The sequence below is a fragment of the Pseudomonas sp. TWP3-1 genome (genome assembly GCF_049896625.1).
Taxonomy (GTDB): Bacteria; Pseudomonadota; Gammaproteobacteria; order Pseudomonadales; family Pseudomonadaceae; genus Aquipseudomonas.
In genome coordinates this window covers 14,643-27,430 of sequence record NZ_JAFCUQ010000023.1, presented here as the reverse complement: position 1 = coordinate 27,430, position 12,788 = coordinate 14,643, and the positions used below count along the sequence as shown (strand labels likewise).

Sequence of the window (12,788 nt, the reverse complement as noted above, 5' to 3'; positions counted from 1 at the left end):
TCGATCTAAGCCATCACACGGAAATCCGATCCATGAAAACCCCAAAACCCCGCTGGACCGCCAGAGCCACTTCACTACTAATCTGCCTGCTGTTCTGGCATCTAGCCGCCAGCCACCACTGGAACCTCGGCCTCGTCACCTTCGCCAACGTCCCCACCCCCATGGCCGTCATCGAAGCCGCACTGGGCCTGGGCGACTCCGGCAAACTCATGCAACACCTGACCAGCAGCCTCAGCCGCGTGTTCGCCGGCTACCTCGCCGCGCTGGTCATCGGCATCGCACTGGGCCTGGCCATCGGCCGCTTGAAATGGGCCGAAGATTTACTCTTGCCGCCACTCGAAGTCCTGCGCCCGATCCCCGCTGTCGCATGGATTCCACTGGCGATCTTGATGTTCCCGTCCTCAGAACTGTCGATGGTCTTCATCACTTTCACCGGCGCGTTGTTTCCGATTTTGCTCAACACCGTGCACGGCGTCGAAGGCGTCGATCCGCGCCTGATCGCGTCCGCCAAAAGCCTCGGCGCCGGACGCCGCGCGATCTTGCTGGAAGTGATTCTGCCGGGTGCTGCGCCGAGCATCATCACTGGCCTCGCCATCGGCATGGGTACTTCGTGGTTCTGCCTGGTCACCGCTGAAATGATCTCCGGCCAGTTCGGCATCGGTTACTACACCTGGGAGTCCTACACCATTCAGAACTACGCCGACATCGTGGTTGGCATGTTGCTGATCGGCGTATTGGGCATGGGCAGCAGCCTGCTGATCAAACGCCTCGGCGGGCTGTTCACGCCGTGGCACCGACCACGAGGAAAAGCCTGATGAGTGCCATGCAAACCCCGGAAGGGCGGATCGATATCCGCCAGTTATCCATCGTCCTCGGCGAAGGCCACGAGGCATTCGAAGCGGTGCAAGGGCTGGATTGCCAGATCGAATCCGGCCAGTTCGTGTGCATTCTTGGGCCGTCCGGTTGCGGCAAATCGACCTTGCTTGGCGCGCTCGCTGGGCACTTGCAGCCGCGTGGCGGGCAACTGAAAGTCGATGGCGCCGAAGTCTCCGGGCCGTCGCCACAGCGCGGCATGGTGTTCCAGCATCACACGCTGTTCCCGTGGCGCACGGTGCGCGACAACGTTGCGTTCGGCCTGAAGATGCGTGGCATCGGCAAGGCGGAACGGCATCGTGCGGCAGATGAAATTCTTGCGCTGGTCGGTCTCGACGGCTTTGCCGAACGCTGGCCGGATCAACTCTCCGGCGGCATGCAGCAGCGGGTGGAAATCGCCCGCGTGCTGGTCAATCGTCCACGGCTGTTGTTGATGGACGAGCCGTTCGGCGCGCTGGATGCGCTGACCCGGCTGAACATGCAGGAACTGCTGCTCGACATCTGGACGCGCATTCGTACCACCGTGGTGTTCGTCACCCATGACATCGACGAAGCGCTGTTCCTCGCCGACCGTTTGCTGGTGATGAGCGCGCGCCCGGGGCGGATCATCGAAGACCTGCATCTGGAATTCCCGCGTCCACGCACCACCGAGCTGGTCACCAGCCCTGAATTTTCCCGGCTCAAGCGTCACTGTCTTGAGCTGCTGCGCCATGACGATAATCGACCGCTGCCGCGCCTCAACCCGCTCGGCTTGCCTCCTGAAAACCCTTTGCCACGGTTTGCCCTATGAACTCATTTTTTGCTGTGACCGATAACGACGAAATTCTTGCCCTGCAACCACGTTTGACCGCCGAGGATGCCGGCGTGCGGCGGATTGCGCTGATTGCGCTGATTGATCTGGCTGATCTTGAAGAGCCGGAGGGTTTGCTTTGGCTGATCGAGCGACTGGCGGACGATCCAGCCGAAGAAGTCCGCGCCGAAGCTGCTCGTCTGCTCGAAGCCTGGGAGGATGAAGCGGTGGTTGAGGCGTTGTGTCAGGCGCTGACCGATCCTGCTTTGGCAGTACAGGCAGCAGCAGCACAAAGTCTGAGCCTGCTGAAAACCGAAGCGGCTGGGCGGGTGATCTTGCCGTGGGCCGGGCATGCCGAAACCAGTGTGCGAATCGCCGCATTACGCGCCTTGCGCGAATTGCGTTTTGCCGATGCTGCGCCGGCTGCCATTCAAGCGCTGAACGATACCGACGCCAACGTGCGCCGCGAAGCCGTGGGCGTGCTCGGCTGGCTCAAGCAGCTCGATGCTTTACCGGCGCTGGCAAGCCTGGCCAGTGCTGATCCCGACACCGAAGTACGCCGCGCCGCGACCGGCGCCCTCGGCCTGGCATCCGGCGCCGAAGTGCTGCCGGCGCTGCGCCAGGCCTTGCAGGACTCCGCTTGGCAGGTACGCGAAGAAGCCGCCACCACACTGGGTAAAGTCGGCCAGCCTGACGCCGGCCCGGCGCTGATCGAAGCCCTGAGCGACGACTATTGGCAGGTCCGCCTGCGCGCCACCCGCAGCCTCGGTCGACTCAAGTACGCCGCTGCACTTGACGCGCTGATCGAAACCCTCGGCCACCGCATCAGCAACCTGCGCAAGGAAGCCGCGCTGGCCCTCGGCGAACTGCATGATCGCGGTGCCGTCGCCGCGTTGCAGGCTGCGCAGGACGATGGTGATCCGGAAGTACGCAAAGCCGTGCGCATCGCGCTGAGTCAACTGCAATGAATCCGGTCGCCATCGGTAACTCGCAAACTGCGCAGACGCTGCGCCTGAACTGGCCGGATGGCCGCGAATCGCTGCTCAGTCATGCCGAATTGCGTCGCCAGTGCCCGTGCTCGCAATGCCGGGCGTTTCGTTTGCAAGGCACACCGCCGATGGTCGACCCGCGCGTACGCGTCATCGAAATAAACGCCCAGGGCTACGGCCTGCAACTGGTGTTCAGCGACGGCCATCAGCGCGGAATCTATCCGTGGCCGTACCTGGCGCAATTACCTTCTTGAAAGCTCCTGCAGAGGGATTGTCGTCAGGTCAGAAAGATTTGCTGAGGCTGGCGACGACGGTCGCGCTGCACACATCCTTGAATCCCCAGTTGCTCAAGCACTGGGTTTGCGACAGGTCGGTGTCCAGGTAGCTCAACCCCAGCACCACGCCGGCCAGATCGTGGGTCAGTTTGACTTCCCACTCGCGGTAGGATTCGTCGCCATGACCGGACGCCGAATACAGATGTGGATCCTTGAAATCCATAGTGCCGTAACGCAATTTCAGGCCGGAATCGAACGGCAATTCGGTCTCGTAACTGACATAGCTGTAAAGCGAACTCTGCTGGCTGTCGATCCCCGGCGCATCGCTGGAATAGTAGGCCGCGAGCTTCACTCCGTAAGCGCCGAGAATTGCGTACACCTCACCTTGATTGAACTGGCTTTCCTTGGGATAGGCGTACTTGATGTAACCCAGATCCAGACTGATGGCCTCGCTGGCCTGCCACAGCCAACCGGCGTAGTAATCGACTTCATAACGGGTTTTCAGCCCGCCGCCGAAATCGACATTGGAACTCCAGCCGCCTGCATAGAGGCCGCTGTTGTGCGCAAGGGTCAGACCGGCCTGCGCAGCCGGGTCGTTCTGGGTTTGCGAGATGCCGCGCGTGCGGTAGTCGCTGGCCAGCGTCAGGTCCACCAGCAGGTTGAAGTCGTCATTCAGCGGTACGGCGTGGCTGCTCAAGGGCAGCAAGCTCAAGGAACCGAGGGCGAGCAAAGACAAGGCTTTCATGTGAAGTCCCGATGTTGTGATTGTTATGGGGCACAAGGAAAACTGTGGGGGCCAGCAGGCTGGCTCCCGCAGAGAAATCGTGTTGCTAGAGGGGCGAGGTGTAGACCTGACGTCCGGCGAACCAGGTTTGCAGCACTTGAGTGTCATGCAGGGCTTTGTCGTCGACGCTGAACACGTCGCGATCGAGCACGATGAAGTCGGCTTGTTTGCCCGGACTCAGCGAGCCAATGGTTTTCTCCAGGCCAATGGTGCGCGCGGCGTTGGCGGTGTAGGCGTAGAACATGGTTTCGCGGTCCAGACGTTCGTCGGCGTTGAGCACGCCCAGCGGCCCGACGCGGGTAATGGCCTGAGCCATGGCGTTCCACGGATTTGGCGAGGACACCGGCCAGTCGCTGGCACCGGCAATCGTTGCACCCTGTTTGAGCAGCGAATGCGCCGGGTATTGATAGCGAAAGGCGAGGGCGCTGACGTAAGGCTTGATCATCTCGGTGGTGTAGTCGTCGGCACTGGCCCAGAGCAGTTGCATCGAGGCAATCACGTCGAGCGGTTTGAAGCGGGCGAACTCGGTCGGGTTGACCATCTGCAAGTGAGTGATCGAATGGCTGATGCCGCTCTGGCGATCCTTGCGCGCCTGGGCGATGCCGTTCAACGCTTCGCGCACCGCGCGGTCGCCGATGGCATGGATGTGCACCAGCCAGCCGCGCTGGTCGATGGCGCTGACCAGTTCGCCGAAGTGCTTGGGATCGATCAGCAGCTCGCCCTGTTTTTGCGAGTTGTTGTAGGGATCGATCATCGCTGCGCTCTGCGCCGGGTATTCGATCACGCCGTCGGCGAAGATCTTGATTCCCGGCAATGTCAAATTGGGGATGCCCTGAAATTGCTGGCGTACTTTGTCCAGCGTATCGAGATCGGCCGGTACGCTTTTCGAATTGGCCACCAGCAGCGCGGCGACGTGGGCGCTCATCCCGCCGCTTTCTGAAAGAGCTTTATAGGCGGGCAGCACGCCAACGGTTTTCTCGGTGGGTTTGAGGGCGAATACCGGCTCGCCCGGCGCGGCGTTGGCGGCGGGGTCCATCCACGCGGTAATCCCGAGGCTGTTGTTGTAACGCATCGCCGATTGCGCGGCTTTGAGCATGTCTTCGGCGCTCGGCACCGGCATTTTCGAGGCCACCCGGTCCCAGCCGGCATCGACCACAAAGCCGTTCGGCTCACCGCTGGCGAATTTGCCGATGGTGTCTTTTTCCGCGTCGGGCAGGTTTTTCAGCAGCGCGGCGTCAATGCCCGCGCGCTTGAGCATCACGTTATTGGCCCATGCGGTGTGGTGATCGCTGCCGGTGAACACCACGGGCACCTCGGCCCACTCGCCGCTGTTGAAGGTTTTGCCCAAGGCTTCGGCCTGCGCCCAGTACATGGAACTCATGCCGGCGACGCTCAGCACGTCCCCATGCCTTGCCTTGCCGTCATCGCGCCAGCCGCGCAGCCGGTTTGCCAGTTCATCGAGGCTGACCACTTCGTCTTGCATGTTGGCCGCGACCATTTCCAGTCCGCCGAAAATCGCGTGGGAATGGCTGTCGATCAGGCCGGGAATCAGCGCTTTGCCGCCGAGGTCGATGACTTGGGTGCCAGGTTCGATCAGGGCTTTGATCTGTGCGTCGGAGCCGACTTTCAGCACTTTGCCGTTTTCCACTGCCAGCGCCTGCACCTTCGGCTGAGCACGGTCGGCGGTGAAAATCTTGCCGTTGAGCAGCACCAGATCGGCGGCGGCCATGGCTTCCATCGAGGCAAAACTCACGGCGGCGGCCAATAGGCTCGGGATGAATCTTTTCATTGAAGATTTCCTTGTTATTGCGTCTGATGGCCAGATTAGTGGCTGGCAACGGCCAACAGAACGCATCACTCACGAAAAACGTTTTTGCCTGAATGGAAAAAGCATGGACAAGCTGGGTGCTTTGAAAATGTTTGTGGTCACTGCGCAACTTGGCAGTTTCAGCCGTGCCGCCGAGCAATTGGGCAAGACTCCGTCGGCGCTGACCAAAGCGGTGAATCATTTGGAGTCGGAGTTGGGCGCACGGTTGTTCGAGCGCAGCACGCGGCGGATTCTGCTGACTGAAATCGGTCGGCTGTATCTGGAAACCGCGCGGCAGGTGTTGCAGCGCCTCGACGAGGCCGGTGAGGAAATCGAGCAGTTGCAGCATGGCTTGCGCGGCAGCCTGAAAATCACCGCGCCGCTGGCCTATGGGCGGGCGTTTCTCGATCAGGTGTGTGATGGATTTTTGCAGCAATACCCGCAGATCAGCCTGCAAGTGGACCTGTGCGATGAGTTCGTCAATCTGCTGGAAAGCGGCTACGACCTGGCGCTGCGTGAAGGCCATGACGACTTGCCGGGGCTGATTGCGCGGGTGGTCGGCAGCAATCGCCTGGCCTTGTGTGCCAGCCCCGAATACCTGGCGCGCAAGGGGCTGGCGGTAACCCCGCAAACCCTCGATCAGCATGAATGGCTGCTGTATCGCCATCCGCTGCTCAGCCGCGAATTCTGGTGGGCTGAACGTGACGGTCAGCGCCTGAGCCTGCCGCAACCGGCGACCCCGCGCCTGCGCAGTGACAATTACGACTTGCTGCTGGCCAGTGCGCTGGCCGGGCGCGGTTTGCTGCACACGCCGCTGTGGAGCGCCGCGCCATACATCGCCGATGGGCGGCTGGTGCGGGTGATGGCGGACTACGAGATCGACCCGGACAGCTTTGGCCCGCACATCCTTGCGGTGTACCCGAGCCATCGGCGGGCGACGGCCAAAGTCGTGGCCTTCATCGACTACATTGCAGCGTTTCTAAAGACGCCCCATCCTCCGTCTCTGTAGGAGCTGACGAGTGCAACGAGGCTGCGATCTTTTGATCTCGTTTTTTAGAAGCAAGATCAAAAGATCGCAGCCTTCGGCAGCTCCTACGTCGGCTTAGGCCGACCTGCGGTGCTTGTCAGGAAAATCCCACAGGAGTACAAATGTACTCCATGACGACTCTCACTCCCCGCCGTACCGCCATCCTGACCTTTATCCGCGAACGCATCGCCGAACACGGTCAATCCCCAAGCCTCGCTGAAATCAGCGAGGCTTTTGGTTTTGCCTCGCGCAGCGTGGCGCGCAAGCATGTGCTGGCGCTGACTGAAGCCGGGTTTATCGAGGTCAACCCGCATCAGGCGCGCGGTATTCGCTTGCTCAATCAGCCGCCGCGTGCGGAGTTGCTGGAGATCCCGGTGCTGGGTCGCGTGGCCGCCGGTGCACCGATCGGTGCCGATGCCGACATCCACAATCGGCTGATGCTCGACCCGGCGCTGTTTTCCAGAGTGCCGGACTACATGCTGCGGGTGCAGGGCGATTCGATGATCGGCGACGGCATCCTCGACGGTGATCTGGTCGGCGTACGGCGCAATCCCGAGGCGCTCAACGGCCAGATTGTGGTGGCGCGGCTCGACGGCGAAGTCACCATCAAGCGTTTCGAGCGGGTCGGCGATCAGGTGCGTCTGCTGCCGCGCAACCCGGCGTATGAGCCGATTGTGGTGCGCGCCGATCAGGATCTGGCAATCGAAGGCGTGTTCTGTGGTCTGGTGAGGCAAGGCTGATGGGCGCCGTCGTTGCGTTGGATACGCTGTTCAATGGCGGCCAGGTCTGGAGAGGCCGGCCTGCGCCACCGGCCGCCAGCCCGCAACCGACCGGGCATGCAGCGCTGGACGCGGCATTGCCCAGTGGCGGCTGGCCGGAAGCGGCGCTGAGCGAAATCCTCTTGGCCGGGCCGGGTGTCGGCGAGCTGCAACTGGTGTGGCCGACGCTGGCGCGGCTGTCGGCGGCGGGCGAGCGCATCGTGCTGGTGGCGCCGCCGTTCGTGCCGTATCCGCAAGCCTGGGCGAATGCCGGGGTCGACCTGCGGCAGTTGTCGGTGATTCAGGCCAATGAGCGCGATGCCTTGTGGGCAGCGGAACAATGCCTGCGCTCGGGCAGTTGCGGCGCGGTGCTGTGCTGGCCGCACAGGGCCGATGACCGCGCGTTGCGGCGTTTGCAGGTAGCGGCGGAAACCGGCCAGACCCTCGCGTTTGCGTGGCGACCGTTGAGTGAAGCGGTGAATCCGTCGCCTGCTGCATTAAGGATTGCCATTGATGCCAAACCGGCCCAGTTACGCGTACTCAAGTGCCGTGGCGGACTGGCGCGTACGGCGCCGATTGTTTACGCCGTAGGTCATTGAGGTCGTCATGCGCTGGGTATGTATTGTGTTCCCGCAATTGGCGCTCGACGCGGTATTGCGTCAGCGTTCCGATCCCGATGAGCCGTTGGTACTGCTCAGCGGACCGGCGCAGCGTCGAGTGCTGCAAGCGGTGAATGCATCAGCGCGCAAGCTCGGGCTGCGTCCCGGCCAGTCGATGACCGCCGCGCAAGCCATGAGCAAAGGTTTTGTCACCGCCGATTACGACGTGGCCGAGGTCGGCCACTGGCAGCAGTTTCTTGCGGCCTGGGCCTACGGTTTCAGCGCGCAGGTCAGCGTGCATTACCCGCGTGCGGTGGTGTTTGAAATCGAATCCAGTCTTGGGCTGTTTGGCTCGTGGGCGCAACTTGAAGCGCGGCTGCGCAGTGAACTGACTGACCTGGGTTTCCGTCATCGCATTGTTGCCGCGCCCAATCCGGTAGCGGCGCGGGTGCTGGCCAACGCCTATGACGGGCTAGTAGTGCCCGACGGCGAGGCGTTGCAGCATCACCTCGGGCAGTTGCCGATTGACCGCGTGGGGCTGGAGCCGAACGTGGCTACCGCGCTGTCGCGCATGGGCCTGCGCAATCTCAGTCAGATACAGAACCTGCCGCGTCAAGCGCTGGCCCGGCGTTTCGAGGCGCAGGTGCTCAAGCACCTCGACACCTTGTTCGGCGCGCGTCCGCAGGCCTTGGCGTTCTATCTGCCACCGGATCGTTTTGACGTGCGCATCGAACTGAATTTCGATGTGCAATCGCATCAGGCGCTGCTGTTCCCGCTGCGTCGCTTGACTTCCGATCTGTCGACGTTCCTCTGCGGGCGCGACAGCGGGGTGCAGCGCTTCGACCTGCATCTGGAACACGCCGGGCTGCCGGACACGCTGATCAAGGTCGGGCTGCTCAGCGCCGAGCGTGATCCGGCGATGCTCTTCGAACTGGCGCGCGGACGCCTGGAGCAAGTGCAGGTCGAGGCGCCGGTACGCGGGTTTCGCTTGCGTGCGGAGGATCTGCCGAGTTTCGTGCCGCAGTTTCAGGAACTGTTCGATGACCGCCCGCAACAGACCTTGCCTTGGGAGCAACTGCGCGAACGCTTGCGTGCGCGGCTCGGAGATGAAGCGGTGCAGGGCTTGCGTTTTCAGGCGGATCATCGCCCCGAATGTGCGTGGCAGAGCGCCGACGACAAACAGCGCTGCAATCCGTTGCCGGGTGTTTATCGTCCGGGCTGGCTGCTCGGCGAGCCGAAAACCGTACCCGACGGTTCGGCGCGGATTCTCATGGGGCCGGAGCGTATCGAGTCCGGCTGGTGGGACGGTGACGATGTGCGCCGCGATTATTACCTGATCCAGAACCGCGCCGGCCAGCAAGGCTGGGCCTACCGCGCGGTGGGTGAGGGCGGCCCGTTGTGGCTGCAGGGCTGGTTCGCATGAATGAGGGTTATGCCGAACTGCATTGCCTGTCGAACTTCAGTTTCCAGCGCGGCGCGTCCAGTGCGCTGGAGCTGTTTCAACGGGCGAAAAAGCATGGCTATCAAGCCTTGGCGATCACCGATGAATGCACCTTGGCCGGCATCGTTCGGGCTTGGCAGGCGGCGAAATCGGTGGAGTTGCCGCTGATCATCGGCAGTGAAATCCGCATCGAGAACGGCCCTAAACTGCTGCTATTGGTGGAAAACCTTGCGGGCTATCAGGCGCTGTGCGGCTTGATCACCCGCGCCCGGCGGCGCACGCAGAAGGGCCAGTATCAGGTGCTGCGCGAAGATTTCAGTCAGCCGTTGCCGGGGTTGCTGGTGTTGTGGGTGCCGGACACGGTCGATGACATTGAAGAAGGCCGCTGGCTGCAACAGACCTTCGGCGAACGCCTGTGGCTGGCGGTGCAGATGCATCGCGGGCAGGACGACCAGCGACGGCTGGCTGCACTGTTGAATCTGGCCAGCGAGTTGGGCATTCCTCCGGTGGCCAGCGGTGACGTGCACATGCATGCGCGAGGACGGCGCGCCTTGCAGGACACCATGACCGCGATCCGCCATCACTTGCCGGTGGCCGAGGCCGGATTGCGCCTGCACCCGAATGGCGAGCGGCATCTGCGCAGCCTTGAAGTATTGCAAGAGCTGTATCCGCCAGCGTTGCTCGCAGAGTCGGTGACGCTGGCGCGGCGCTGCACTTTCGATCTGAGTCAGTTGCGTTATCAATATCCCAAAGAGCTGGTGCCCGCGGGGCACAGCGCCAGTTCGTGGTTGCGGCATCTGACGCAAGAAGGCATCGCCTGGCGCTGGGAGAAAGGCGTCAAAGCCGAGGTGCTGACGCAAATCGACAACGAACTGACGCTGATCGCCGAGCTTGGCTACGAAAGCTACTTCCTCACCGTGCACGATGTGGTGAAGTTTGCACGTGACCAGAACATCCTCTGTCAGGGCCGCGGTTCGGCAGCCAACTCGGCGGTGTGTTTTGCCTTGGGCATCACCGAGATCGACCCGGATCGCACCACGCTGCTGTTCGAGCGTTTCATGTCTAAAGAACGCAATGAACCGCCAGACATCGACGTCGACTTCGAACACGAACGCCGCGAAGAAGTCCTGCAATACGTGTTCCGCCGTTATGGCCGGGGGCGTGCGGCGCTGACGGCGGTGGTCAGCACCTATCACGCCGCCGGTGCGGTGCGCGACGTGGCCAAGGCGCTGGGCCTGCCTCCGGATCAGATCAACGCGCTGGCCGATTGCTGCGGGCACTGGAGCGATGAAACGCCGCCCGTCGATCGCTTGATCGAGGGCGGCTTCGACCCGGACAGCCCGATTCTACGGCGGGTGCTGAGCCTGACCGGGCAACTGATCGGCTTCCCTCGGCACCTGTCGCAGCATCCTGGCGGTTTCGTGATTTCCGAGCAGCCGCTGGACACGCTGGTGCCGGTGGAAAATGCCGCGATGGCCGAACGCACCATCATTCAATGGGACAAGGACGACCTCGATGCGGTCGGCCTGCTCAAAGTCGACATCCTCGCCCTCGGCATGCTCAGTGCGATCCGCCGCTGTTTCGATTTGCTGCGCCGGCATCGCAATCAGAACTGGACTCTGGCGACTATCCCGCCCGAAGACCGCCCGACCTACGAGATGATCAGCCGCGCCGACACGGTCGGCGTGTTCCAGATCGAGTCGCGGGCGCAGATGTCGATGCTGCCGCGCTTGCGCCCGCAAAAGTTCTACGACCTGGTGATTCAGGTGGCCATCGTCCGGCCGGGGCCGATTCAGGGCGGGATGGTGCATCCGTATCTGCGCCGACGCGACAAAATCGAGCCTGAAATCTATCCCTCTCCAGCACTTGAAGTAGTGTTGAAGCGCACCCTCGGCGTGCCGCTGTTTCAGGAGCAGGTGATGCAGATCGCCATCGTCGCAGCGGACTACAGCCCCGGCGAGGCCGATCAGTTGCGTCGCTCGATGGCCGCGTGGAAGCGCCACGGCGGGCTGGAACCGCACAAAGCGCGACTGGCCGCGGGCATGCAGAAAAACGGTTATACGGCAGAGTTCGCCGCGCAGATCTTTGAGCAGATCAAAGGCTTTGGCAGTTACGGTTTTCCCGAGTCCCATGCCGCCAGTTTTGCCTTGCTGACTTATGCCAGTTGCTGGCTCAAGTGCCACGAACCGGCGGCTTTCGCCTGTGCGCTGATCAACAGCTGGCCGATGGGTTTCTACAGCCCGGATCAGATTCTGCAGGATGCGCGTCGGCATCATTTGCAGATTCGCGCGGTGGACGTGTGCGCCAGTGACTGGGATTGCAGCCTGGAACCGGTGCCTGGCGCACAACCGGCGATCCGCATGGGCCTGCGCATGATCAAAGGCTTTCGCGAGGACGATGCCTTGCGCATTGAAGCCGCACGGGCGCGCGGGGCGTTTGCCGATGTCGCCGATCTGGGCATGCGGGCCGCGCTGGACAGTCGGGCGCAGGCGTTGCTGGCAGACTCGGGTGCTTTGCGCGGGTTGGCCGGGCATCGCCATCGGGCGCGCTGGGAAGTGGCCGGGGTGCAGAAACAGCTCGGTCTGTTCGAAGGCTTGCCGAGTCAGGAAGAACCGGACGTGGCGCTGCCCAAGCCGAGTGTCGGCGAAGATCTGTATGCCGATTACGCGACCATCGGTACGACGCTGGGGCCGCATCCACTGGCGCTATTGCGCGAGCAGTTACGCAAACTGCGCTGTCGCAGTTCGCGCGAGTTGATGGAAGTCGAGCATGGGCGGCCGGTGAGCATCGCTGGGCTGGTCACCGGACGCCAACGGCCCGGGACTGCGAGTGGCGTGACTTTCGTGACGCTGGAAGACGAGTTCGGCAACGTCAACGTAGTGGTCTGGCGTGATCTGGCCGAGCGCCAGCGGCAGGTGCTGGTGGGGTCGCAATTGCTCAAGGTCGATGGGCGCTGGGAACGGCAGGGTGAAGTTCGGCACTTGATTGCTGGACGCATGAGTGATTTGAGTTCGATGCTGGATGGCGTTCATGTGCGTAGTCGCGATTTCCACTGATTTCGTCACTTCCTGAGTGCATATCCGTTGCTGCGGTTATGGCTTCTTGGGGTTCCGCCCTGACGGCGGGTCACCTTTTTCAAACGCCGAAAAGGTAACCCAAAAGGCTTTACCCTGACGTTCGGCCCTCGCTGTGGCTCGGGTTCCTTCGCTCCGGGATTGTTCCGGGGGGCATCGCCTCCGGTTTGCTGCGCTGCACCTCCTCTCGATGTGTTTGGCTGCGCCAAACGGTCGCTGCGCTCCCACCCCCGGATCAATCCCTCCACTCAGCCTGCCGGGCGCTCGAGATCAAGAGCGGTACTCGAGCTAACGCTCATCGTTGAGTGGGGCGGCTTTGCCGCATGGGTCGTACATGCAAGAACCTGTGGGAGCTGCGGTGCGACGATTCG

The 12,788-nt window shown here is 62.4% G+C and carries 11 protein-coding genes; 9 read left to right on the top strand and 2 right to left on the bottom strand.

The annotated features are described in order from the left end of the window. Positions 1–32: 32 nt before the first annotated feature. The 4 genes from ACP7BN_RS24575 to ACP7BN_RS24560 are packed head-to-tail and all read left to right on the top strand — an operon-like array spanning position 33 to position 2,906. Entirely contained in the window at positions 33–815 is a 783-nt protein-coding gene (locus ACP7BN_RS24575) for an ABC transporter permease (RefSeq protein WP_426206438.1), read from the top strand. After that, positions 815–1,663: an ABC transporter ATP-binding protein gene (locus tag ACP7BN_RS24570; RefSeq protein ID WP_426206437.1), complete on the top strand. Its 849-nt coding sequence runs from the start codon at positions 815–817 to the stop codon at positions 1,661–1,663. Before ACP7BN_RS24575 ends, ACP7BN_RS24570 begins: the two co-directional genes overlap by 1 nt. Continuing rightward, a complete protein-coding gene (locus tag ACP7BN_RS24565; RefSeq protein WP_426206436.1) occupies positions 1,660–2,631 on the top strand; it encodes a HEAT repeat domain-containing protein in 972 nt (323 codons plus the stop codon). The genes ACP7BN_RS24570 and ACP7BN_RS24565 overlap by 4 nt, the downstream gene beginning before the upstream one ends. Continuing rightward, on the top strand, positions 2,628–2,906 hold the full coding sequence (locus ACP7BN_RS24560; protein ID WP_426206435.1) for a DUF971 domain-containing protein: 279 nt from the start codon (positions 2,628–2,630) through the stop codon (positions 2,904–2,906). Before ACP7BN_RS24565 ends, ACP7BN_RS24560 begins: the two co-directional genes overlap by 4 nt. 28 nt (positions 2,907–2,934) lie before the next feature. Here the strand turns inward: ACP7BN_RS24560 and ACP7BN_RS24555 are convergent, their stop codons facing one another. Both ACP7BN_RS24555 and ACP7BN_RS24550 read right to left on the bottom strand, forming a co-directional pair. Next, on the bottom strand, positions 2,935–3,672 hold the full coding sequence (locus tag ACP7BN_RS24555; protein ID WP_426206434.1) for a TorF family putative porin: 738 nt from the start codon (positions 3,670–3,672) through the stop codon (positions 2,935–2,937). 85 nt (positions 3,673–3,757) lie between these two features. Further along, the gene (locus ACP7BN_RS24550; RefSeq protein ID WP_426206433.1) at positions 3,758–5,500 is read right to left on the bottom strand and encodes an amidohydrolase; all 1,743 of its coding nucleotides are present in this window, start codon (positions 5,498–5,500) and stop codon (positions 3,758–3,760) included. A gap of 103 nt (positions 5,501–5,603) precedes the next feature. Between ACP7BN_RS24550 and ACP7BN_RS24545 the strand changes: the two genes are divergently transcribed. The 5 genes from ACP7BN_RS24545 to ACP7BN_RS24525 all read left to right on the top strand — a co-directional run bounded on the left by ACP7BN_RS24545 (position 5,604) and on the right by ACP7BN_RS24525 (position 12,399). After that, complete coding sequence (locus tag ACP7BN_RS24545) at positions 5,604–6,527, top strand: LysR substrate-binding domain-containing protein (RefSeq protein WP_426206432.1); 924 nt, start codon at positions 5,604–5,606, stop codon at positions 6,525–6,527. A 140-nt stretch (positions 6,528–6,667) separates the two neighbouring features. Then, entirely contained in the window at positions 6,668–7,285 is a 618-nt protein-coding gene (gene lexA, locus ACP7BN_RS24540; RefSeq protein ID WP_426206431.1) for a transcriptional repressor LexA, read from the top strand. Then, a complete protein-coding gene (gene imuA / locus ACP7BN_RS24535) occupies positions 7,285–7,902 on the top strand; it encodes a translesion DNA synthesis-associated protein ImuA (protein WP_426206430.1) in 618 nt (205 codons plus the stop codon). Before lexA ends, imuA begins: the two co-directional genes overlap by 1 nt. Positions 7,903–7,909: 7 nt before the next feature. Then, positions 7,910–9,325 (top strand): Y-family DNA polymerase, encoded by a 1,416-nt coding sequence (locus ACP7BN_RS24530; RefSeq protein ID WP_426206429.1) that lies wholly within the window; start codon positions 7,910–7,912, stop codon positions 9,323–9,325. Continuing rightward, positions 9,322–12,399 carry an error-prone DNA polymerase gene (locus tag ACP7BN_RS24525; RefSeq protein ID WP_426206428.1) on the top strand — a complete coding sequence of 1,026 codons (3,078 nt, stop codon included), beginning with the start codon at positions 9,322–9,324 and terminating at the stop codon, positions 12,397–12,399. Before ACP7BN_RS24530 ends, ACP7BN_RS24525 begins: the two co-directional genes overlap by 4 nt. The last annotated feature ends 389 nt before the right edge of the window (positions 12,400–12,788 follow it).

Bases quoted from the DNA above. Each gene is read 5' to 3' on its own strand.
- ACP7BN_RS24575 (WP_426206438.1), top strand. From the start codon at position 33: ATGAAAACCCCAAAACCCCGCTGGACCGCCAGAGCCACTTCACTACTA.
- ACP7BN_RS24570 (WP_426206437.1), top strand. From the start codon at position 815: ATGAGTGCCATGCAAACCCCGGAAGGGCGGATCGATATCCGCCAGTTA.
- ACP7BN_RS24565 (WP_426206436.1), top strand. From the start codon at position 1,660: ATGAACTCATTTTTTGCTGTGACCGATAACGACGAAATTCTTGCCCTG.
- ACP7BN_RS24560 (WP_426206435.1), top strand. From the start codon at position 2,628: ATGAATCCGGTCGCCATCGGTAACTCGCAAACTGCGCAGACGCTGCGC.
- ACP7BN_RS24555 (WP_426206434.1), bottom strand. From the start codon at position 3,672: ATGAAAGCCTTGTCTTTGCTCGCCCTCGGTTCCTTGAGCTTGCTGCCC.
- ACP7BN_RS24550 (WP_426206433.1), bottom strand. From the start codon at position 5,500: ATGAAAAGATTCATCCCGAGCCTATTGGCCGCCGCCGTGAGTTTTGCC.
- ACP7BN_RS24545 (WP_426206432.1), top strand. From the start codon at position 5,604: ATGGACAAGCTGGGTGCTTTGAAAATGTTTGTGGTCACTGCGCAACTT.
- lexA (WP_426206431.1), top strand. From the start codon at position 6,668: ATGTACTCCATGACGACTCTCACTCCCCGCCGTACCGCCATCCTGACC.
- imuA (WP_426206430.1), top strand. From the start codon at position 7,285: ATGGGCGCCGTCGTTGCGTTGGATACGCTGTTCAATGGCGGCCAGGTC.
- ACP7BN_RS24530 (WP_426206429.1), top strand. From the start codon at position 7,910: ATGCGCTGGGTATGTATTGTGTTCCCGCAATTGGCGCTCGACGCGGTA.
- ACP7BN_RS24525 (WP_426206428.1), top strand. From the start codon at position 9,322: ATGAATGAGGGTTATGCCGAACTGCATTGCCTGTCGAACTTCAGTTTC.